Raw genomic sequence first — 22,746 nt, forward strand, 5'->3', positions numbered from 1 at the left:
TGCAACGGTAAGTTTATTGAAAAATGATTCTGATGTAGATGGTGATGCTTTAACCGTGACTGCTGGAACTTTCTCTACTACTAAAGGTGGAACAATTGTTTTAAAAGCTGATGGTTTATTCTCTTACACTCCTAAAGCTGATTTTACTGGTGAAGATACTTTTACTTACACTGTTTCTGATGGTTCTTTAACTTCAACAGCAATTTTAACTATCACTGTAAGCAATGTAAATGTGGCTCCTGTAGCTGCTAATGATAAAATTTCAATGCCTGAAAATACGGTATTCAATGCAACGGTAAGTTTATTGAAAAATGATTCTGATGTAGATGGTGATGCTTTAACCGTGACTGCTGGAACTTTCTCTACTACTAAAGGTGGAACAATTGTTTTAAAAGCTGATGGTTTATTCTCTTACACTCCTAAAGCTGATTTTACGGGTGAAGATACTTTTACTTACACTGTTTCTGATGGCTCTTTAACTTCAACAGCAATTTTAACTATCACAGTAAGCAATGTAAATGTGGCTCCTGTGGCTGCTAATGATCAAATTTCAACTCCTGAAAATACTATTTTATATTCTACAATTAGCTTATTGGCAAATGATTATGATACTGATGCTGATATTTTGTCTACTATTGCTGGTACTTATACAACTAACAAAAATGGTAGTTTAAATTTAAATTCGGATGGTTCTTATATATATGTTCCGAAAAGTGATTTTACCGGAGAAGATACTGTAACTTATACAATTACTGATGGAAAATTAACTGCAAAAGCAACTTTAATAATTACCGTTACAAAAGTAAATCATGCACCTGAAGCGGTAAATGATGCTATATCAATGGTTGAAAATACAGTTTTTAATTCTGTTCAAAGCTTAATTGAAAATGACTTTGATTATGACGGAGATCTTTTAAGTACAAATGAAGGAACTTTTGAAACCAATCATAGAGGTACCATAATTTTAAAAGCAGATGGATCTTATACTTATACTCCTAAAAAGAATTTTACTGGTGAAGATACTTTTACATATTCGCTTTCTGACGGTTCTCTTACAGATATAGGGACTTTAACAATTACAGTAAGAGATAATGGTGATCTTGATGAATCTATTGGTTTAAATCCTGTTTTTGCAGATATAAATGTAAACTTATATCCAACAAAAGTTACTGATGATTTTACTATTGAAATTAATAGTTCTTTATTTACTTACTGCAATATTTATAGTTCTAACGGACAATTTATTGGGAAATTTGATTTAAATCCTGGTAAAAATACTTTTAATACAAACGGGTTTGCTTCCGGACTTTATTTAATTCAAATTCCATATTCACAAGGAGTTATTGTAAAAAGAATGGTTAAAATTTAAATCAAACTACTACAATAAAACACTATATAAACAATAGATAAAGGCTTTCACCAATGTGAAAGCCTTATTTCAATAAAAAATCTCCCCAACCAATTAAATTGTTATATTATAACAATAACCTTATAATTTAAATCAAAGTATGTATCTTTGCAACGTTTAAAAAATAAGAATATGGATAACGGATTATACGCAAAATTTAACACCTCAAAAGGTGCAATAGTAGTAAACTTAGAATTTGAAAAAACACCAGGAACAGTTGGTAACTTTGTTGCTTTAGCCCAAGGTGATTTAGAAAACAAACCAAAACCACAAGGTACTCCTTATTATAATGGTTTAAAATTTCATAGAGTAATTGCAGATTTTATGATTCAAGGTGGTTGTCCTCAAGGAACAGGAACAGGTTCTCCTGGTTATAGCTTTGATGATGAATTTCACCCAGAATTAAAACATGACGCTCCTGGAGTTTTGTCTATGGCAAACTCTGGTCCTGCTTCTAATGGTAGTCAATTTTTTATTACTCATGTTGCAACTCCTTGGTTAGATAATAAACATACTGTTTTTGGTAAAGTTGTAGAAGGACAAAATGTTGTTGATACAATTGCACAAAATGACTTAATAGAATCTCTTGAGATTATTAGAGTTGGTGAAGCTGCTGAAAAATTTAATGCTGTTGAAGCTTTTAGAACTTTTGAAGGTTCTAGAGCAAAAAGAGAAGCAGAAGCTAAAGAAGCTGCTAAAGCTGCAATGGATAAACTTGCTGCTGGTTATGACGAAACTCCAAGTGGTTTACGCTATAAAGTTTTACAAGAAGGTAATGGAAAACAAGCAACTAAAGGCGCTATGGTTTCAGTACATTATAAAGGTCAGTTAGCAGACGGATCTGTATTTGATTCATCATACCAACGTAAAGAGCCAATTGAATTTCAAGTTGGTGTAGGACAAGTAATTGCAGGTTGGGATGAAGGTATTTTATTGTTAAAAGTTGGTGACAAAGCACGTTTTGTTATCCCTTCAAACTTAGGCTACGGAAGTCGTGGTGCTGGTGGTGTTATTCCTCCAAATGCAACTTTAATATTCGACGTTGAATTAATGAACGTTAAATAATAGATATTAACTTTTTTCAAAAAAACGTCTAAATCAGAAATGGTTTAGACGTTTTTTGTATTTTTATACATACTTATTTTTTTATGAAACTTAAATTAATTTATATACCCATTGTTTTACTATTTATTATTAGTTGTAATAGCAAATCAAATAATGATGCTTTTATTAAAACTACTGTTGGTAAATATTTATACAACTCAGATGAAGTTGTTGAAGTTTATTTCAACAAATCTGTTTTGTACTTGAAATGGCGTGGTGCTCTAAATATTGAACCTTTAAAAATTAACGATAGTACCTTTTTTGTAAAAGAAATGAATAAAAAAATTCGCTTTATAAATTCTGAAAACAACAAAACTTATATGATTTTTGTTCCAAAAGATGAAAAAGATACCTTAGAATATAAATTTAGAAAATTAGATTCAACTGAAAAAATACCAAGTGAATACCTTAAATCCAATCAGTTTGAAAAAGCTTTAGAAGCCTATTTAACCATTCAAAAAAAAGATTCCTTAGACACTGCTATTGATAAAAAAAACTTTAACAAATTAGGTTATATTGAGTTACGTAATAAAAATTATGAAAAAGCGCTGCAAATTTTTAAAATAAATATGATACTTTACCCAAATAGCGCCAATGTTTATGATAGTTATGCTGATGCTTTAAAACAAAATGGAGATACACTACAAGCTGTAGAATTTTATAAAAAATCTTTAAAAATTGATTCAGGAAATCAAAGAGCGAAGAGATTTATCGAAAAATATGACTAAAAATAATACGCTACTACTACTAAATTTTGAGAGTTAAATTTTTAAATGAAAATAAAATATGTTAGAAAAATTAAAATATCCTATTGGAAAACCATTAATTCCTTTAAAAATTTCAGAAATTCAAATAAATGAATGGATTTCAATTATTGAAGAATTTCCTTCAAAACTAGAAAAACTGGTAATACATTTATCAAACGAACAATTAGATACAGTTTATAGAGAAAATGGTTGGACTATTAGGCAAGTTATCCATCATTGTGCCGATAGTCATTTAAATAGCTACATTCGTTTTAAGTTGGCTTTAACTGAAGATACACCTATAATTAAAGCTTATTATGAAGAACGTTGGGCTGAATTATTTGATAGCTCAGCACCTATAGCAGCATCTATCAATTTAATAAATGCGTTACATGTAAAATGGACTTACCTATTAAAAGGTTTAAATAATTCCGATTTAAAAAAATCATTTATTCATCCTGAAACTAAAAAAACTATTTCTTTAGCTGAAAATATTTGTATCTATGCTTGGCATTGTAACCATCATTACGCACATATTTACAATTTAATGGAACGTGAAAATTGGCTTAATTAAAAAATTAAGTTATTATATTAAAAATGCTCTAATCTAAATTCGGTAAATTAAAATCCGTTAAGACGCTATTTTTCTTCATCATAGCTTCAATTTCATCTGATTTTCTTGGTGCCATAGCCGATAAATTTACAGGGCCATTTTTTGTTATTAAAATATCATCTTCAATTCTTACACCAATTCCCCACCATTTTTCATCACAATCACTTCCCTCAGGAATATAAATACCAGGCTCCATAGTAACAACCATATTTTCTTCAAACTTACCATAATTACCTGGGTCATGAACATCTAAACCAATATGATGTGAAGTTCCGTGAGGCAAATAACGGTGTCTTGTTTTGGCACTTTCTATAATACCCAGTTTTGCCAAACCTTCGTTTATAATTTTAATGGCAATTTTATTAGGTTCATAAACACCATTACCTATTTTATATGCTGCAATACCCGCTTCTTGAGCTTCATAAACCAAATCGTAAATTAGTTTTTGTTCAACAGTAAATTTACCATTTGCAGGAATTGTACGTGTTACATCGGCTGTATAACCTCTATATTCAGCACCTAAATCCATTAAAACCAATGCGCCATCACCAACATTCATTTTATTGTTTTCAACATAATGCAGTATACAACCATTCCCTCCTGCTCCAACTATTGATGGATAACCTTCGTATTCGGCTCCATATTTTTTATATACAAATTCGTGAACACCCTGCACTTCTGCTTCAGACATATTTGGGTGCATTGCTTTCATAATTTCAATTTGTCCAACTGCCGAAATTTCAACCGCTTTTTTCAGTAATTTTAATTCATCGGGCGTTTTTACTTCACGCAAAGTAGTCATAAAAGCACTTAACATTTTAGTGTCAATTTTTTTAGCACTTTCAACTTTCATTTTATCAGTAGACATATTGTTTAAATTTATCAAATCAAAAGAAACTTTTTCTTTAAACGATTCAATTAAATTAAACAAATCGGCATTGTCTCTGGGATCATCTCTTACATCATTGTTAAAATTTTCGAAAATAATTTTATCAAATTTTGAAAAATCAATTTCATAACTCTTAAATTCATTGCCACTATAAGCAACTCTAAAACCCAATTCATCCTGAGCACCTACAACTCCAATGCGTTTTCCTGTCCACATTTCAGCATAAGCATTGCGTCCTTGCACAAAAATAACTTCATTAAAAGTTTTTTCTTTTAAAGTTTGCTCGTCTTTAAAAATCAAAACCATTGCATTTGGCTCTCTATAGCCCGTTAAATAATAAAAATTTGGGTCTTGATGGTAAACATAATCTACATCATTTGATCTATTTCTTATAGGATTTGCAAAAACCACAGCTACACTATTTGGCGGCATCATATTACGCAATGCCTCTCTTCTATTTTTATGAAAATCTTTTGATAAATAATCTTGAGGTGTTTCAGGCTTTTGAGAATAAGCATTTGATAAGATTAAAAATAATATAAAAAAGAAGTAAAAATGAGATTTCATATTTTTAGGAAAAAATTATTAAATTTTGTCAAATATAAGGAAAAGATCGTTTTTGTTTTATTCGTTTTATAATATATGCAAAAATAGATTAGCAATGCTGTAAATATGATCTTTTTAAGATAAATTAATATCATAGCTATTCTTTATAATTTGTTAATTTAGCGCAACAAAATAAATACAATGAAGAATACAGCTTTAACTCACATTCACGAACAATTAGGGGCAAAAATGGTTCCTTTTGCAGGTTATAATATGCCTGTACAATACGAAGGTATTAATATTGAACACGAAACTGTTAGAAACGGTGTTGGTGTTTTTGATGTTTCGCATATGGGTGAGTTTTTAATTGAAGGTGAAAATGCTTTGGCTTTGATACAAAAAGTAACATCTAATGATGCTTCAAAATTGCAAATTGAAGATGCGCAATACAGTTGTATGCCTAATAATGATGGTGGAATTGTTGATGATTTAATTGTTTACCGCGTTAAAGAAAACACTTATTTATTAGTTGTAAATGCTTCAAATATTGAAAAAGATTGGAACTGGATAAGTGCTCACAATACTGTAAATGCTGAAATGAAAAATATTTCAGAAGGTTATTCTTTATTGGCAATTCAAGGTCCTAAAGCTGTTGAAGCTATGCAAAGTTTAACTTCAATAGATTTAGCTGCCATTAAATTTTACGCTTTTAAAGTAGGAGATTTTGCTGGTATTGAAAATGTAATTATCTCTGCAACAGGTTACACAGGTTCTGGTGGATTTGAAATTTACTGTAAAAATAACGAAGTTGAAAAAGTTTGGGATGCCGTTTTTGAAGCTGGTAAAGACTTTGGTATAAAACCAATTGGATTGGCTGCGCGTGATACTTTACGTTTAGAAATGGGTTATTGTTTATACGGAAACGATATTAATGATACAACTTCTCCTATTGAAGCAGGTTTGGGCTGGATTACAAAATTCACAAAGGATTTTGTAAATGCTGATGCTTTAAAAAAACAAAAAGAACAAGGTGTTACCAAAAAATTAGTTGCTTTTAAAATGGTTGACAAAGGTATTCCTAGACACGACTATTTAATTGTTAATAATAACGGAGAAAATATTGGTATTGTAACATCTGGAACTATGAGCCCGTCATTAAAACAAGCTATTGGAATGGGTTATGTTTCTATTGAAAATGCTAAATTAGGTTCCGAAATATTTATTCAAGTACGTAATAAAAATTTAAAAGCTGAAGTGGTTAAATTGCCTTTTTATAAAGGGTAAATAAAAACTTCATTGCGTAAAACTAAAACAATTTATTTCGCTTTCTAATTAACGAATAAAATACTGTAAATCAGTAAATTATATTTATATTTTAAAACTAATCCCCGTAAAGTGAATATAAACACTTTACGGGATTTTTTTTCTCATGTTAGGTAACTACAAAGAATAGCTAAATTTCAACACGCTCTTTCATATTTATCTTCAGCAGAAAAATTAATATTGTTAAAATTCAGATTCCTAGCTTTATAATTAGAAAGAATTCACCTAAATAAATATTGGAAACATTTAGCATTACTACCAAATTAAAATTCAACATATTACAAACCTAAAGTACTTGTGAATATCTGCATATAGAGCTATATAGTCAGCTATAATTACTTTTTGAAATTTAAAACACAAACAGCTTATTAACAGGTGTTTAAAGCAAAAAAGCAGCTGTAAATTACATAAAAATACTCAGAAAAATCGTTACTCTCAAACTACATCATTCTTACATTCGTTTATATTTAAATAAAGGTATCATATTTTAAATTTAAATTATATTTTTTAGATTAAAATTATGAATTTAAGAGCTTTTTTAAAAAAACAATAAATATTTTAATTTTTTTCCACCCATTTAACATCTTTTTAACTCATATTAATAACCACCTCACAAGGAGGTGTAATAATTAACTAATTCTTTTTATTATGAAACAAAATTACAACACAAGGTTTGGATACATAGCAACTTTGCTATGCATCTTATTTTTTCAATTTTCTAACGCACAAATAGCGGCATCGGTAACTGTCTCAAACCCTATACCTGGAGCTCCTGCAGATTATACATTTAAGTATACTTTAGCAACAGATTTACCATATATAGGTCCAGGACCCGCAAATTATTTATTTGATTTTAATATTGATACAGATGTATCTCCTGCTGGAGGATACCCAGTTAAATTTACAGGAACAGAAACTGCTAGTAATTTTGTTGTAAAACGCAATGGTGTAGCGTTAACATCAACTACAGATTATACAGTAAGTTTTAGTAATAACAATGTTTCAGAACGTGTGCGTGTATATATAACAACATTAATAAACTTAGTTGCTGGAGACGAATTAGAAGTAACAATTAGTGGTGTTTTTAGTAATCCATTAGCTTTAGAAAAATACGTATTTAGCTTTGAAACTTACCATCTTGGACCACCATTTCCAGCTGCTGTTGATAGTTTTCAAGCTACTTTTCAAAATGCTACAAACACCATTTATATGGCCGATACAACACCAAATACGTTAACTGACTATACATTTTTATACACTACATCAACTGCTTTGGCTAGTAACGAACGTTTATTTTCACTAGATAAAGGTGCTATTTTACCAGCATCTTATATAGATTTTCAGACAACAACCTTATCTGCTGCAAATGTTATTGTTGAATTGAATGGAACTCCATTAACGTTTGGATCTGACTATACTGCTACTGGTTCAGGAACTCAAATTCTTATTGATGCTTTAATTGCCTTACCTGCTGGATCTATTCTTAAAGTTGAACTTAAGCAATTAATTACAAACCCTACAGGTGGAGAATATACCATTCCATTTCAAACTACAAGTGATTTATTCCAAGATGCCGTATATGTTGGAAGTATTGTAACGGTCTCTGATAATGCTACAAATACGTTGGCAGATTATACTTTTAAATATCAAACAATGACTGATATTCCTTCTGCTAGTAATACAAGAATTTTTAATTTAGACCTAAGCGATATTTCTCCTGCTTATCCGAATTTTGCAAATTCAGGTGCAACAGCAAGTGTAAAATTGAATGGCGTACTTTTGGATCCATCATATTATACATTTAGTATAAGTACAACTTTGAATAATATTGCTATTACTGTTAATAAGCAATTTTTATCAGCTGGTGCAAAATTTGTTGTAACTATAAACCAAGCAATAACAAATCCTTCAACTTTAGGAGCTTATGATTTTACCTTTAAAACAGGTTATATGCAAGTAGTTTTTGTTCCTAGTTTTGCAGTAATATTTAATGAGTATAAGTCTTTTCAAGGTTCGGTAAATATTGGAGGAACTTTATCTTCTTCAGATTTCGATCAGGTAGGCTTTACTTATTATCCAAACCCAATAAATAACGATATATTATATGTTAAATCACCAGTAGTTATTAAAAATGTAACGGTTTACAATATTGTTGGTCAACTGGTTTATAATGCGTCTCCTAACGCTATGGAAAGTGTTATAAACTTAGCTTCTAAGGCTAAAGGCGTGTATTTTGTAAAATTAATATCTGAAAATAACGATACTAAAACACTTAAAGTCATTAAGAATTAGTGTTTAATTTCTTCATGTATTTTAAAAGAGTTTCCTTTATAACAGGAAACTCTTTTTGTTTTATATACTCTGTAAATTCATCTTATTAATTAGATTAATACTTAACCCTTTAATAATCAGTATCACTTATTTGAAAAATGAAAAATAAATACACCTTAAAAACGCAATTTGAAGTTTAGAACGTTTTCTATAAATTAAAATCCTCTGGAATTTTACCTTTTATACCACGATAAAAATCGTAAATAAAATTAAAGTCTTTTTCCTTATCATCTGTTAAATAATAAGGTTCAGAAAATTTTATTTGTTTGTTTCCAAAATCAAATGCCATCATAACAATTGGAACATTTGCGCCTTTAGCAATATGATAAAAACCTGTTTTCCAAGTATCTACTCTTTTTCTGGTTCCTTCAGGTGAAAGTGCTAAAATAAATTGCTCTTTACTATTAAAAATAGCTACAATCGCATCTACTAAATTTTTACTTTTACTTCTATCGACCGGAGCTCCTCCTAAAGCCCTAAAAATAAAACCAAAAGGAGGTTTAAATAGCGAGGCTTTTGCAATAAAATTAACTGGAACTTTTTGAGTTAGCTTTAAAGCCAATCCTAAAAAAAAATCTTGCCAATGCGTATGTGGTGCACCAATTATAATATACTTTTTAATATCGGTAGGACATAAACCTATAGTTTTCCAACCAAATAGTTTATGAAAAATAAAATTTGAAATTGTTTTCATCATTGTTAATAACTCAACTTTTATTTATAAATAGTTAGTTATGGCAGCAAATATAAAAATCTTAATTTTATAAACTAATAAAATTTAAAATGACAACCTTTTTTATATATCTAATAATTGCAATATTTTTTTTAGCAATTGGTTTTATTATTGGAAAATTAATTATTAAAAATAAGCTGGAAAAACTGTCTTCTGAATTAGAAATTAGAAATAAACTTTTACTTGAAGAAAAAGAAGTTAACAAACTAACAATTAACACTTTGATTAAAGATAAGAATTTACTTGTTGATGAAAAACATGAAATAGATTTACGCTTAAACCAGAAGCTATCTGAGTTGAAAAATTTAGAAGAAAAACTGAGCGAAAACAAAGCTGAAGTTGAAAAATTACAAGACAAATTCGCTAAAGATTTTGAAATTTTAGCTAGTAAAATTTTAGAAGAAAAATCATCTAAGTTTACAGAACAAAACAAAGAAAATATTAAAAATATTTTAAACCCCTTACAAGATAAAATTCAAATTTTTGAGAGAAAAGTTGAAGAAACACACAAACAAAGTATCGACTATCATGCTGCTTTACGTCAGCAAATTATAGGTTTAAAAGATTTGAATCTTCAAATGAGCAAAGAAACTTTGAATTTAACAAAGGCATTAAAAGGCGATAGTAAAACACAAGGAAACTGGGGCGAGTTGGTTTTAGAACGTGTTTTGGAAAAATCTGGATTAGAGAAAGGAAGCGAATATTTTGTGCAACAAAGTTTTGTTACAGATGAAGGTAAACGCATTTTACCCGATGTGGTTATTCATTTACCAGATGATAAAAAAATGGTTATCGATTCAAAAGTTTCATTAACTGCATACGAACAATTTATCAATGCTGAAGATGAAAATGAAAAAGGTGTCTTTATAAAAGAACATGTAAATTCTTTAAAAAGGCATATTGAACAATTAAGTGAAAAAAATTATCAAGATATCTATCAAATAGAATCGCCAGATTTTGTATTGCTTTTTATTCCTATTGAACCTGCTTTTGCTGTAGCTTTAAATTTAGACAATCAGCTTTATAACAAAGCTTTTGAAAAAAATATTGTAATTGTAACACCTACTACCCTTTTGGCTACTTTACGTACTATTGATAGCATGTGGAACAATGAAAAACAACAAAAAAATGCGGTTGAAATTGCAATTCAGGCAGGTAGATTGTACGATCAATTTGTAAATTTAACCGATGATTTAATTAAAGTGGGAAATCAATTAAAAACGGTACAAGGCTCTTATGATGTTTCTATGAAAAAATTAACAGGAACAGGAAACTTGATTAAAAAAGTAGAAAATATTAAAAAATTAGGCGCAAAAGGAACTAAAAATTTTAACGACAGATTGTTAGAACGAGCTTTAGAAGATGATGAATAGTTTAAAATCTTCTATTTTTATCCAAAATTAAACACATCAAAAAAAGGGTTTTAAAACTTAAAAGTTTAAAGACCCTTTTTTTACACTTTATCATAAATTAAAAGTTTCCAAATAAAATTATTCGCTTGTCATAATAAACAACGGATTCATTTCAAAGCTATTATAATAAGGTCTTAAACGCTCTGTATTGTAAAATTTATCAATATTTACAACTTTAGATTTTCCTACAACCACATCAATAGGTACATTGTCGTATCTACCATTTTTTAGCACCACCAAACGCCCGTGAATTCCTTTTAAAATAAGGTCTAAAGCCAAATTTCCATAAGCCATTGGCACAATTGAATCTACAGCATCAGGATCGCCACCCCTTACCAAATAACCTAATTTCTGATTGATTACGTTTACAGTTTTACCATTGTTAAATTTAGGAGATAAAGATTTTATGTTTTCAGAAACCAACTCTCCTATACCTCCTAATTTTGCATGACCAAATTGGTCTTTTGTTGCATCTTTAAAAACCATATCACCACCTTTAAAAGTAGCTCCTTCAGATACCAAAACAACAGAATACCTACTTGGATTTTCAAATCTATCTCTAGATAATTGTTCGGCTAATTGCTCCATGTCAAACTTATATTCCGGAATTACACATCGATTTGCTGCACCCGCCATTGTTGGCAACATTGCTGTAAAACCTGCGTATCTTCCAAAAACCTCCATCACTAAAAAACGTTCGTGAGAACCTGCTGAAGTTCTTAAAGTATTGGTCATACTTATGGTTCTTGTTATACAAGTACTAAAACCAATACAATAATCGGTTCCAGGAACATCATTATCCATTGTTTTTGGAATTGCTACCACTTTAAAGCCTTCTTGATACAATCTAACGGCATAACTTAAAGTATCGTCACCTCCAATCGGAATTAAATAATCGATGCCTAAAAAAGCCAAATTATCCAACACTACTTTTGTCATATCATTAAATTCCTTATTGTAAGTATCTCTATGCTGCTCTGGAACACTTGCTTTTGGAAGGTGACTAGGGCGCGTTCTTGAACTATGTAAAAATGTTCCTCCGGTTCGCCCAGCTCTATTCACTAAAATTTGAGTTAACTCAATATAATTATCACTATTATCAGCCTTTTTATCTTGATTTAATTCAACAATACCTGCCCAACCACGCCTTAGTCCAATAACCCTATATCCTTCTCGCATTGCTCTAATAGTAATTGCTCTAATTGCTGGATTTAATCCTGGAACATCACCACCACCTGTTAATATTGCAATGGTTCCTTTAATAGTATTTGCCATAATTATAAATTTATTAAGTTGGTTACTAATTAAAAAGCCTTCAAAATAAAAGTTTAAAATCATTTCATAAAAAATGATTATAATGAAATGATTAAAAATATTGTGTTCTGAAAATTTTACGTTTTACTCAAATTTACAAATTTTATAATTTAGAATTTAGCTGAAACTTTAAAATATTTCACTAATATTTAAATTATCTCATTAAAAATCATCTATTTAGAATCATTTCAGGCAATAACACTATGTGATATAAATTTTATAGTAAATAAAAGATGAAAAACATTTAACAGGAAACTATTATAAGGATAGATATTGTATAAAAAAATCCTCGAAGATTGCTCCGAGGATTGTTTACTTTTTTAGAATTTATTCTTCTTCATCTTGACTTCCGTTTTTTGAAGCTTTTCTACTTCCTGCATACATATCATATCGCACAAAACGACAATCTAAATCCCCATTTTTAAGCGGAATTCTTTTTGAAGTTTTCAATCCAACATGTTTTAAAGCCTCCAAATCTGATGTTATAAACCAAACTGTAGAATCTGGATAACCGTGTTTTAAAGTATCTCCAATACTTTTGTAAAATTCTTTAACATCTATATTTAAACGTTCACCATAAGGTGGGTTAAATAAAATAGTAGTTGGTCCAAATACTTCTTTCATTGAGTTGAAAAAGTTAACATGATGAACCCCAATAAACTCTTTTAAATTGGCATTTTCAATATTGTCATTGGCTTTTCTAATTGCTGAAGGCGCTTTATCAAAGCCCATAATTTTAAAATGATTGCTTCGTATTTTTTTCAACAAAACATCTTGAATGGTAAAATACAAATCTTCATCATAATCTTTCCACTTTTCAAAACCAAACTCTTTTCTATTGATGTTTGCCGGAATATTATTAGCTATCATAGCAGCTTCAATAAGTATGGTTCCAGAACCACACATTGGATCTATAAAATTACAATCGCCTCTATAGCCTGAAAGTAAAACCAAACCAGCAGCCAAAACTTCGTTAATTGGTGCAATATTTGTTGCGCTTCTATACCCTCTTTTATGTAAAGATTGACCCGAACTATCTAATGAAACCGTACATAAATCGTTTAAAATATGGACATGAATTTTTACATCAGGGTAATCTACATCAACATTTGGGCGTTTATGGTATTTATGTCTAAAATAATCGGCAATTGCATCTTTTGATTTTAATGATATATAATGCGAATTAGTGGTGAAATTTTTAGAGTTAACAACAGCGCCAATAGCAAAAGTACTGTCAACATTCATTTCACGCTCCCACTCCATTTGCATCAGTTTTTTATACAAATCATCTTCATCAAAAACTTTAAAACGTTTTATAGGTTTTAAAATTCTAATAGCTGTACGCAAAGCTATATTTGCTTTATACATAAATCCTTTATCTCCAAAAAAAGAAACACTTCTAATACCAACTTCAACATCCTGCGCTCCTAAATCTCTCAATTCAGTTGCTAAAACTTCCTCCAAACCAAACATTGTGGTGGCCGTCATTTTAAAATTACGATTCATTATTCATTTATTTTATGCAAAAGTACTGAATAATTATATGACAGGTTAAACTTCTTGTTCTTAAAATACTTCATCAATAAATTTATGCATCATACAAATTTTAAGAATTTTTGACTTAAGTATTTCTTTTTTTTGTAAATTTCTAAAATAAATTTAAAAACATTTAATTATGAAAAAAAGCATACTGATACTATTTGCTATTTTGTTAACTAACATTGTAAGTGGACAAGACGATCAAATTTTTTTACATAACGGTAAAATCATTAAGGGAAAAGTAATTCGTGTTGAAGAATATACTATTGACTTTGTTTATAGTAATGAAGAAGCTGAAAATACATATGGAAAATATGCGATTTCAAAAATTATTTATGGTTCTAGTGGTCGTGAGCAGGATGTAACTGAAAAAATTGAAATTAATGGCAAAGACGATTGGGAAAAAGTAGTAATTTTAGAAGACAAGAGTTTTATTGCAGGTTTAAAAAAAGTAGGTGAAGTTAGAGGTAAAACTAGTATGGTAAACTTTCAAACAGGAAATACTGGTGATAAAAAAGCTGAGAAAAAGTTAAAGGAAGCTGCTGCTGAAGATAAATGTGCATTTATTTTATTGGTTTCAGACAAATCTACAACAGGCGCCAGAAATACTTTAGGAGGTTCGCAAGCAATTAAAACGGGTGTTACATACTCATATTAATTTATATAAAATAAATTTTATTAGAAAGAGTTGTCGGTTGACAACTCTTTTTTTATTTAACAATACTATAATTTAACATTCATACTTCTACTATTTTAAAAAATAGTATTTTTGGCTTGAAATTTAGATTATGACAATGAAAAAAGATTGGTTTGTCTCTTGGTTTGATACCGACTATTATCACATTTTATACAAACATAGAGATGATACTGAGGCACAGGAATTTATGCAAAACCTAGTGGGGTTTTTAAAATTTGACAAAAAAGATTTATTACTTGATTTGGCTTGTGGCAAAGGACGACATTCTATTTATTTAAACTCTTTGGGTTTTAACGTAGTTGGTGCTGATTTGTCTAAAAACAGCATAGAACTTGCTAAACAATTTGAAAAAGACAGATTACATTTTGTTGAACACGATATGCGCCATCCTTTTAAAAATAAATACAATGCTATTTTGAATTTATTTACAAGTTTTGGTTTTTTTGAAGATGATTCAGAAGATATTACAATTCTTGATAATATTAAAAACGGATTACAACCTAATGGCATAGCTGTTATTGACTTTATGAACGTTAAAAAAGTTACTAAAAACTTAGTTGCTGAAGAAATTCAGGAAATTGATGGAGTCGTTTTTAAAATTAGCCGCTATATTAAAGATGGCTTTATTGTTAAAGAAATTAATATTGATGATAATGGTGAACATTACCAATATTTTGAAAGAGTAAAAAATTTAGATTTAGCTAAAATTAATTCTTACATTAAGTCTGTTGATTTTAAAATAAAACATATTTTTGGTAATTATCATTTGGATGCTTTTGATGAAGAAACATCTGATAGATTAATTTTAATCTTAGAATGACATATATAGTACTTATTTTATCGGTTTTAATAGGAATTGTAATTGTATATGGACTAAAACCAAGTACAAAAACCGTACAATTATTGTTGGCTTTTAGTGGCGCATATTTACTTTCTATCACCATACTACATTTGCTTCCAGAGGTTTACATTTCAAATAGCACTACTATTGGTTTGTATATTTTATTAGGATTGCTATTGCAACTTATCTTAGATTTTTTCTCTAAAGGAGCAGAACACGGACATATTCATTTTCAAGAAAGTAGCACTTTTCCTTGGGCTTTGTTTATAAGTCTTAGTTTACATGCTTTTATGGAAGGTATTCCGTTGGCAAACAACCACCATCACGACCATTTATTATGGGCTATTGTTATTCATAAAATACCCATAGCAATTATTTTAGGAACATTTTTTGTGAGGTCATCTATACCAAAAGCAGCTGCAATTTTGTTTTTAGTATTGTTTTCATTAATGTCACCTTTAGGAAGTTTTGCAGGCGAAAATATTCCGTTTTTAATTACTTACAAAACACAAATTACAGCCATTATAATTGGAATATTTTTACATATTTCAACTATTATTTTGTTTGAAACAGCTAAAGATCATAAATTTAATTTATTAAAATTTACTGCTATTTTAATTGGTATGTTAGTTGCATATTTGGCTTGATAGCTTTTTTTACATACTTAAAACGCCTCAATCTAATTGGATTGAGGCGTTTTATTTGCTTTAAATGCTACTTGAAATCTAAAATATTTAATTTGCAACCTGACTTATAAACTTAATTCTCATTAAGCGCAACTCATCATCATCATATTCGCCATCAAATTCGTCCATTGCATCTTGAATACGATCACTTTTAGATTCCATAAAATAATCAAATATTTCTTCTTGTTGATCTTCATCTAACAATTCATTGATGCAATAATCAATATTAATTTTAGTACCACTGTAAACAATACGTTGCATTTCTTCAATCAATTCAGAAAATGTTAAGCCTTTAGATTTTGCAATATCTTCTAATGGCAATTTTCTATCTGTATTTTGAATGATATATAATTTTAAACTTGAGTTTACACCTGTACTTTTAATTACAAAATCATCTGGCCTTAAAATATCATTTTCTTCAACATATTTAGCAATTAACTCAATAAATGGTTTTCCAAATTTTTGGGCCTTTCCTTCTCCTACTCCATAAATATTTTTCAACTCATCCATGGTAATTGGATATTTTAAAGCCATATCTTCTAATGAAGTTTCTTGAAAAACAGCATAAGGAGGAACACCATTCTTTTTAGCGACAGACTTTTGCAAATCTTTTAGCATTTTTATTAAAACTTCATCTGCTACCGCTGTAGAAGCTTTTGAGTTTGAAATTGTACTTGAATCATCCGTTTGATCGTAAATATGATCTTCAGTCATCATAAATGATGTTGGTTTTTTGATAAAACCTAAACCTTGATCGGTAATTTTAACCACACCATATTGCTCAATTTCTTTTTTAAGAAAACCAGCAACCAATGCCTGACGAATCAATGCCATCCAAAATTTATTATCTTTCTCTTTTCCGCATCCGAAAAATGGTTGATCATCTGTTTTATGAGATTTCAACAATGCGTTAACTTTACCTATTAAAGTATTTACAACATCTTTAGATTTATATTTTTCATTGGTATTTTTAACAACTTCCAATAATTTTTTTAATTCGTCTTGTGCTTCATGTTTTACCTTCGGATTGCGAACATTGTCATCCATATCAGCACCCAAACCATTTACATCGTCAAATTCTTCACCAAAATAATGCAATAAATATTTTCTTCTAGACATAGATGTTTCAGCATAACCAACTACTTCTTGCAACAAAGCATTTCCTATTTCTTGCTCAGAAATTGGTTTACCCGATAAAAATTTCTCAAGTTTTTCAATATCCTTATATGCATAATAAGCCAAACAATAACCTTCGCCACCATCTCTACCTGCTCTTCCTGTCTCTTGATAATAACTCTCTAAACTTTTTGGAATGTCATGATGAATTACAAAACGCACATCTGGTTTGTCAATTCCCATACCAAATGCAATGGTTGCAACTACAACATCTGTATCTTCCATTAAAAACATATCTTGATGTTTAGATCGGGTTTTTGCATCTAAACCTGCATGATAAGGCACTGCTCGTATACCATTGACTTGCAACAATTGAGCAATTTCTTCAACTTTTTTACGACTTAAGCAATAAATTATACCCGATTTATTAGCATACTGACGAATAAATCTAATAATATCACCATCTATATTAGCAGTTTTTGGGCGTACATCATAAAATAAGTTAGGTCTGTTAAACGATGCTTTAAAAGTTTTAGCATTAGACATTCCTAATGTTTTCAAAATATCTTCTTGAACCTTTTCTGTAGCTGTAGCTGTTAAACCAATAATAGGAACATTGTCTATTTTTTGAATAATAGCTCTTAAATTTCTATACTCAGGTCTAAAATCATGTCCCCATTCCGAAATACAATGCGCTTCATCAATGGCTACAAAAGAAATTTTTTGAGCTTGTAAAAACTCTATATAATCCTCTCTTATAAGCGATTCAGGAGCTACATATAGTAATTTAGTAATCCCTTTTTCTATATCACTTTTAACCTGACTAACTTCTGTTTTATTTAACGAGGAGTTTAAAACATGGGCAATTCCGTATTCATCAGAAATACCTCTTATAGCATCTACCTGATTTTTCATCAAAGCAATCAACGGCGAAACTACAATAGCAGTACCCTCTTTAATTAACGCTGGCAATTGATAACACAACGATTTTCCTCCACCAGTTGGCATAATAACAAACGTATCGTTATTATCCATTATACTATTTATAACACCTTCCTGTAAGCCCTTAAATTTTGTAAAACCAAAATACTTTTTAAGCGCAGCATGGATATCAACATTATTACTACTCATTTTCAATATAAAATTATATTTCTAATTTAATAATTATTATTTTTTAGGTTGTTCTTTTTTATAGCATTTTTTTAATATAATCTTTTTTTTTGATCAGTTTAACTATTATCTAATTAAATAGATTTATTTTTGTTTGCTAATAAAGGTAAATCTTTTTAATTCAAAAAAATCATAAACTTTTGAAAAATAAAAATACAATTATAGAAACTGCGAAACAAACAATTATTGCAGAAAGTAACGCAATCGCCAAATTAGTTAATTTTTTAACAAAAGACTTTGAAGATGCTGTTAAATTTATTCACAATTCTAACGGAAGATTAATTGTTACCGGAATTGGCAAAAGTGCTAAGATAGCTGATAAAATAGTAGCAACATTAAATTCTACAGGTACACCTGCAATTTTTATGCATGCTGCTGATGCTATTCATGGAGATTTAGGTACTATTCAAAAAAATGATGTTGTAATGTGTATTTCAAAAAGTGGAAACACACCTGAAATTAAAGTTTTAGTACCTTTTATAAAAAATTACGGTAATAAAATTGTAGCACTAACCGGAAATCCTACATCATTTTTAGGAACAAATGCCGATTTTGTTCTTAATTGTTATGTTGAAAAAGAAGTTTGCCCTAACAATTTAGCTCCTACAACTAGCACAACTGCACAATTGGTTATTGGTGATGCCTTGGCTATTTGTTTGTTAGAATTGAATGATTTTTCGAGTAAAGATTTTGCAAAATACCACCCTGGTGGAGCATTGGGCAAAAAATTATATTTACGTGTTAATGATTTGGTAGGTAAAAACGAGTTACCACAAGTTGCTCCTAACACACCTATTAAAGATGTTATTATTGAAATTTCAAAAAAACGATTGGGTACAACTGCTGTTTTGGATAATAATAAAATTGTTGGTGTAATTACTGATGGTGATTTACGAAGAATGTTAAAGGATAATTCTGATATTAGCAAATTAACTGCTGTAGACATTATGAGTAAAAACCCAAAAACAATACAGGCAGATGCTATGGCTATTGAAGCCCTAGAAACTATGGAAAATAATAATATTACTCAAATCTTAGTTGAAGACAATACAACTTATATTGGTGTTGTACATTTACATGATTTATTAAAAGAAGGACTTTTTTAAAATGGCTGAAGAAAAAGAAATGTCGTTTTTAGACCATGTAGAAGTTTTAAGGTGGCACTTAGTACGCTCTACTGTTGCTGTTTTATTATTTTCGGTGATAGCTTTTATGATGAAGAGCTTTATTTTTGATGTCATTATTTTTGCACCTAAAAATCCAGAATTTATAACTTATCGTTTTTTTTGTGAAGCATCAAAATATTTTGGTGCCGACGGTTTGTGTATAGACGAATTGCCTTTTACATTTCAAAGTTTAGGAATGTCAGAACAATTTAGCGTTCATATTTGGACCTCTATAACTGCAGGTTTTATAATTGCTTTCCCTTTTATTGTTTGGGAATTTTGGAAATTTATTAGTCCAGGTCTATATGAAACAGAGCGTAAAGGAGCTAAAACATTCATTATCATTTCATCTTTATTATTTTTTATAGGCGTTTTATTTGGTTATTATGTTGTAACACCATTATCTGTAAATTTCTTAGGAAGTTATTCTGTAAGTGATTTGGTTGAACGAAACATTAAAATTGATTCCTATATTTCATTAGTACGTTCGTCGGTTTTAGCATCTGGATTGATTTTTGAATTACCAATAATAATGTTTTTTCTAACTAAAATGGGCTTAATTACACCGCAATTTTTAAGAAAATATAGAAAACATGCACTGGTTTTAGTACTTTTATTAGCTGCTATTATTACACCTCCAGATATTATAAGTCAAATAATTGTAGCTATTCCTATTTTAATTTTGTACGAAATAAGTATTATTATTTCTGCTGTTGTTATTAAACGTGAACGTAAAAAAGAAAAAGAAAATGCCTAATCAAGTCGAAGAATTCAATGCTTATCGTCAAAAAATGAACGATAAAATTTTAAGTGAAGATCATAAAATTATCAAACGAATTTTTAATTTAGACACCAATAGCTACAAAGCTGGACATTTAGATGTTAAAACAAAAGAATTATTAGGATTGGTATCTTCTACTGTATTGAGGTGTGATGATTGTATCAAATACCATTTAGAAACCTGTTTTAATGAAGGTGTTACCAAAGAAGAAATGATGGAAACACTTTCTATTGCCACTTTGGTTGGTGGTACAATAGTAATTCCACATTTAAGAAGAGCTTATGAATTTTGGGAAGAACTTGAATTAATGAAAAATAATAATTAACAATTGAAAATTCGTAATTCGTAATTCGTAATTTAAAACTAAAAACATCAATGATATTAAGAGCTGAAAATATAAAGAAAAAATACGGTAGCCGATATGTGGTTAAAGGTATATCTTTAGAGGTTGAACAAGGTCAAATTGTTGGATTATTAGGTCCAAATGGAGCAGGAAAAACCACCTCCTTTTACATGATTGTTGGTATGATAAAACCAAATGAAGGTAAAATATTTTTAGACAATACAGATATTACTAACTATGCAATGTACAAAAGAGCACAAGAAGGTGTTGGGTATTTAGCACAAGAAGCTTCTGTTTTTAGAAAATTATCTGTTGAAGATAATATTATGTCTGTATTACAATTTAACGGTCTTTCAAAATATGATCAAAAACAAAAATTAGAGTCGTTGATAGCCGAATTTAGTTTAGGACACGTGCGCACAAACAGAGGTGATTTACTTTCTGGTGGAGAACGTAGAAGAACTGAAATTGCACGTGCATTGGCATCTGATCCTAAATTTATTTTATTAGACGAACCTTTTGCTGGTGTTGATCCAATTGCTGTTGAAGACATTCAAAATATTGTTGCTCATTTAAAAGACAGAAATATTGGAATTTTAATTACAGACCATAACGTACAAGAAACTTTGGCAATTACAGACAAAACTTACTTGATGTTTGAAGGTGGAATTTTAAAGGAAGGGACCCCACAAGAACTTGCTGAAGATGAAACCGTTAGGCGCGTTTATTTAGGGAAAGACTTTCAGTTAAAAACACGAAAATTTTAATTTTATATTACCAATTAGTTAATATAAAATATCAAAAATGAAAGCGCTATTTACTATATTATTATTAGTAGTTTCTAATACTTTTATGACACTTGCTTGGTACGGACATTTAAAATTTGCTGAATGGAAATGGTTTAATAAACTGGGACTTGTTGCAATTGTATTGATAAGTTGGGGAATTGCTCTTTTTGAATATGCTTTTCAAGTACCTGCAAATAAATTAGGTTTTAAAGAAAATGGTGGACCATTTTCTTTGATTCAATTAAAAGTATTGCAAGAAGTAATTACCCTAATTGTATTTGTAATGTTCACAGTCATTTTCTTTAAAAAAGAAACATTTAGACTAAATCACGCTATTGGATTCACTTTTTTAATTTTGGCTGTTTATTTTATTTTTAAAAAATAATTTAAATTGTCTTTGCTTCTTTGGTAAACATAGACAAAATTACATACCAAATAATGACCAAAGGAATTGCAATAAACTGAAAGAATACAACCAATAATATGGTAATTAAAACAAACAGATACTTTACTTTATTATTTTTCAAGCTATAATCCTTAAATTTTAATGAAAATAAAGGGATTTCAGCATTCATTAAATAGCTTAACAGTAACGTTAAACCTATTAAAAACCAAGTGTTTTGTATCAATTGTATCGCAATTTCATTTGAAGAATATTGCAATATCAATGGCAAAGACAATACAACCAAACTTGCTGCTGGTGTTGGCAAACCAATAAACGAACTTGTTTGACGCTCATCAATATTAAATTTTGCCAATCTATAAGCTGCAGACAATGTAATTAACAAACCAATAATTGCGGTTAAATAAACAATACTTAAGTAACTATCTAAAGATAAATCTTGTATTGAATGGCCTTTTATACTCCAGTTTTTATTACTTACAGCCGATAAAATAAGTTGAAACATCACAATTCCAGGAACAAGACCACTTGTAACAACATCTGCTAACGAATCTAATTGTTTACCCAACTCACCTTGTACATTTAGCAACCTAGCCATAAATCCGTCAAAAAAATCAAATATGATTCCAATAAAAACAAAAATTGCTGCAATTACCAATTGTTCTTTAACTGCAAAAAACACAGCAATTGTACCCGATAAAAGATTAAATAATGTAAAAATATTTGGTATGTGTTTTTTGAAAGCCATAAATAATAATTTTAAGTAAAATTAAGAAACTATTCATTAATAAGATTTA

Annotated in this window: 21 protein-coding genes; 15 read left to right on the plus strand and 6 right to left on the minus strand. The window is 29.4% G+C overall.

Annotated features, from left to right (window positions below; all coding sequences use genetic code 11):
• The 4 genes from EC396_RS15105 to EC396_RS15120 all read left to right on the plus strand — a co-directional run.
• Positions 1-1,369: tandem-95 repeat protein (locus EC396_RS15105; protein ID WP_164975326.1), on the plus strand; the 1,369-nt coding region annotated here is incomplete at its 5' end.
• Positions 1,370-1,540: 171 nt separating this feature from the next.
• On the plus strand, positions 1,541-2,473 hold the full coding sequence (locus EC396_RS15110) for a peptidylprolyl isomerase (protein WP_129367598.1): 933 nt from the start codon (positions 1,541-1,543) through the stop codon (positions 2,471-2,473).
• 83 nt (positions 2,474-2,556) lie between these two features.
• Positions 2,557-3,240: a M48 family metallopeptidase gene (locus EC396_RS15115; protein WP_129367599.1), complete on the plus strand. Its 684-nt coding sequence runs from the start codon at positions 2,557-2,559 to the stop codon at positions 3,238-3,240.
• Between the two features lie 58 nt (positions 3,241-3,298).
• Positions 3,299-3,832 (plus strand): YfiT family bacillithiol transferase, encoded by a 534-nt coding sequence (locus tag EC396_RS15120; RefSeq protein ID WP_129367601.1) that lies wholly within the window; start codon positions 3,299-3,301, stop codon positions 3,830-3,832.
• A gap of 28 nt (positions 3,833-3,860) precedes the next feature.
• On the opposite strand, the gene EC396_RS15125 is transcribed toward EC396_RS15120, so the two are convergent.
• Positions 3,861-5,327, minus strand: a complete 1,467-nt coding sequence (locus EC396_RS15125; RefSeq protein ID WP_129367603.1) for an aminopeptidase P N-terminal domain-containing protein — start codon at positions 5,325-5,327, stop codon at positions 3,861-3,863.
• A gap of 180 nt (positions 5,328-5,507) precedes the next feature.
• Between EC396_RS15125 and gcvT the strand changes: the two genes are divergently transcribed.
• Together gcvT and EC396_RS15135 are read left to right on the plus strand one after the other, a co-directional pair.
• Positions 5,508-6,590, plus strand: a complete 1,083-nt coding sequence (gcvT, locus tag EC396_RS15130; RefSeq protein ID WP_129367605.1) for a glycine cleavage system aminomethyltransferase GcvT — start codon at positions 5,508-5,510, stop codon at positions 6,588-6,590.
• Positions 6,591-7,277: 687 nt separating this feature from the next.
• Positions 7,278-8,921: a T9SS type A sorting domain-containing protein gene (locus EC396_RS15135; protein WP_129367607.1), complete on the plus strand. Its 1,644-nt coding sequence runs from the start codon at positions 7,278-7,280 to the stop codon at positions 8,919-8,921.
• 187 nt (positions 8,922-9,108) lie between these two features.
• On the opposite strand, the gene EC396_RS15140 is transcribed toward EC396_RS15135, so the two are convergent.
• Complete coding sequence (locus EC396_RS15140) at positions 9,109-9,657, minus strand: 1-acyl-sn-glycerol-3-phosphate acyltransferase (protein ID WP_370276518.1); 549 nt, start codon at positions 9,655-9,657, stop codon at positions 9,109-9,111.
• Between the two features lie 86 nt (positions 9,658-9,743).
• Between EC396_RS15140 and rmuC the strand changes: the two genes are divergently transcribed.
• On the plus strand, positions 9,744-11,066 hold the full coding sequence (gene rmuC, locus EC396_RS15145; protein ID WP_129367609.1) for a DNA recombination protein RmuC: 1,323 nt from the start codon (positions 9,744-9,746) through the stop codon (positions 11,064-11,066).
• 117 nt (positions 11,067-11,183) lie between these two features.
• On the opposite strand, the gene EC396_RS15150 is transcribed toward rmuC, so the two are convergent.
• Positions 11,184-12,380: a 6-phosphofructokinase gene (locus EC396_RS15150; RefSeq protein WP_129367611.1), complete on the minus strand. Its 1,197-nt coding sequence runs from the start codon at positions 12,378-12,380 to the stop codon at positions 11,184-11,186.
• A 366-nt stretch (positions 12,381-12,746) separates the two neighbouring features.
• Positions 12,747-13,925 carry a class I SAM-dependent RNA methyltransferase gene (locus EC396_RS15155; RefSeq protein ID WP_129367613.1) on the minus strand — a complete coding sequence of 393 codons (1,179 nt, stop codon included), beginning with the start codon at positions 13,923-13,925 and terminating at the stop codon, positions 12,747-12,749.
• Between the two features lie 169 nt (positions 13,926-14,094).
• On the opposite strand from EC396_RS15155, the gene EC396_RS15160 reads away from it, so the two are divergent.
• The 3 genes from EC396_RS15160 to EC396_RS15170 all read left to right on the plus strand — a co-directional run bounded on the left by EC396_RS15160 (position 14,095) and on the right by EC396_RS15170 (position 16,143).
• The gene (locus EC396_RS15160) at positions 14,095-14,616 is read left to right on the plus strand and encodes a hypothetical protein (protein ID WP_129367615.1); all 522 of its coding nucleotides are present in this window, start codon (positions 14,095-14,097) and stop codon (positions 14,614-14,616) included.
• A 130-nt stretch (positions 14,617-14,746) separates the two neighbouring features.
• Complete coding sequence (locus EC396_RS15165) at positions 14,747-15,475, plus strand: cyclopropane-fatty-acyl-phospholipid synthase family protein (protein WP_370276519.1); 729 nt, start codon at positions 14,747-14,749, stop codon at positions 15,473-15,475.
• Entirely contained in the window at positions 15,472-16,143 is a 672-nt protein-coding gene (locus EC396_RS15170; protein WP_129367617.1) for a ZIP family metal transporter, read from the plus strand. The genes EC396_RS15165 and EC396_RS15170 overlap by 4 nt, the downstream gene beginning before the upstream one ends.
• 87 nt (positions 16,144-16,230) lie before the next feature.
• Here EC396_RS15170 and EC396_RS15175 read toward each other — a convergent pair whose 3' ends face one another.
• Positions 16,231-18,429: an ATP-dependent DNA helicase RecQ gene (locus EC396_RS15175; RefSeq protein WP_129367619.1), complete on the minus strand. Its 2,199-nt coding sequence runs from the start codon at positions 18,427-18,429 to the stop codon at positions 16,231-16,233.
• 179 nt (positions 18,430-18,608) lie between these two features.
• Between EC396_RS15175 and EC396_RS15180 the strand changes: the two genes are divergently transcribed.
• The 5 genes from EC396_RS15180 to EC396_RS15200 are packed head-to-tail and all read left to right on the plus strand — an operon-like array spanning position 18,609 to position 21,931.
• Entirely contained in the window at positions 18,609-19,574 is a 966-nt protein-coding gene (locus EC396_RS15180) for an SIS domain-containing protein (RefSeq protein ID WP_129367621.1), read from the plus strand.
• A 1-nt stretch (position 19,575) separates the two neighbouring features.
• On the plus strand, positions 19,576-20,391 hold the full coding sequence (gene tatC, locus EC396_RS15185) for a twin-arginine translocase subunit TatC (RefSeq protein ID WP_129367623.1): 816 nt from the start codon (positions 19,576-19,578) through the stop codon (positions 20,389-20,391).
• The gene (locus EC396_RS15190) at positions 20,384-20,740 is read left to right on the plus strand and encodes a carboxymuconolactone decarboxylase family protein (RefSeq protein ID WP_129367625.1); all 357 of its coding nucleotides are present in this window, start codon (positions 20,384-20,386) and stop codon (positions 20,738-20,740) included. Before tatC ends, EC396_RS15190 begins: the two co-directional genes overlap by 8 nt.
• Before the next feature lie 50 nt (positions 20,741-20,790).
• Entirely contained in the window at positions 20,791-21,525 is a 735-nt protein-coding gene (gene lptB / locus EC396_RS15195) for an LPS export ABC transporter ATP-binding protein (RefSeq protein WP_129367627.1), read from the plus strand.
• Positions 21,526-21,562: 37 nt separating this feature from the next.
• Positions 21,563-21,931, plus strand: coding sequence for a DMT family protein (locus EC396_RS15200; RefSeq protein WP_129367629.1), 369 nt, complete (start codon positions 21,563-21,565; stop codon positions 21,929-21,931).
• A gap of 1 nt (position 21,932) precedes the next feature.
• Here EC396_RS15200 and EC396_RS15205 read toward each other — a convergent pair whose 3' ends face one another.
• Positions 21,933-22,697, minus strand: a complete 765-nt coding sequence (locus EC396_RS15205; protein WP_129367631.1) for a phosphatidylcholine/phosphatidylserine synthase — start codon at positions 22,695-22,697, stop codon at positions 21,933-21,935.
• Positions 22,698-22,746 lie beyond the last annotated feature (49 nt).

The sequence above is a fragment of the Lutibacter sp. HS1-25 genome, from assembly GCF_004121075.1.
In the GTDB taxonomy this organism is placed as follows: Bacteria; Bacteroidota; Bacteroidia; order Flavobacteriales; family Flavobacteriaceae; genus Lutibacter.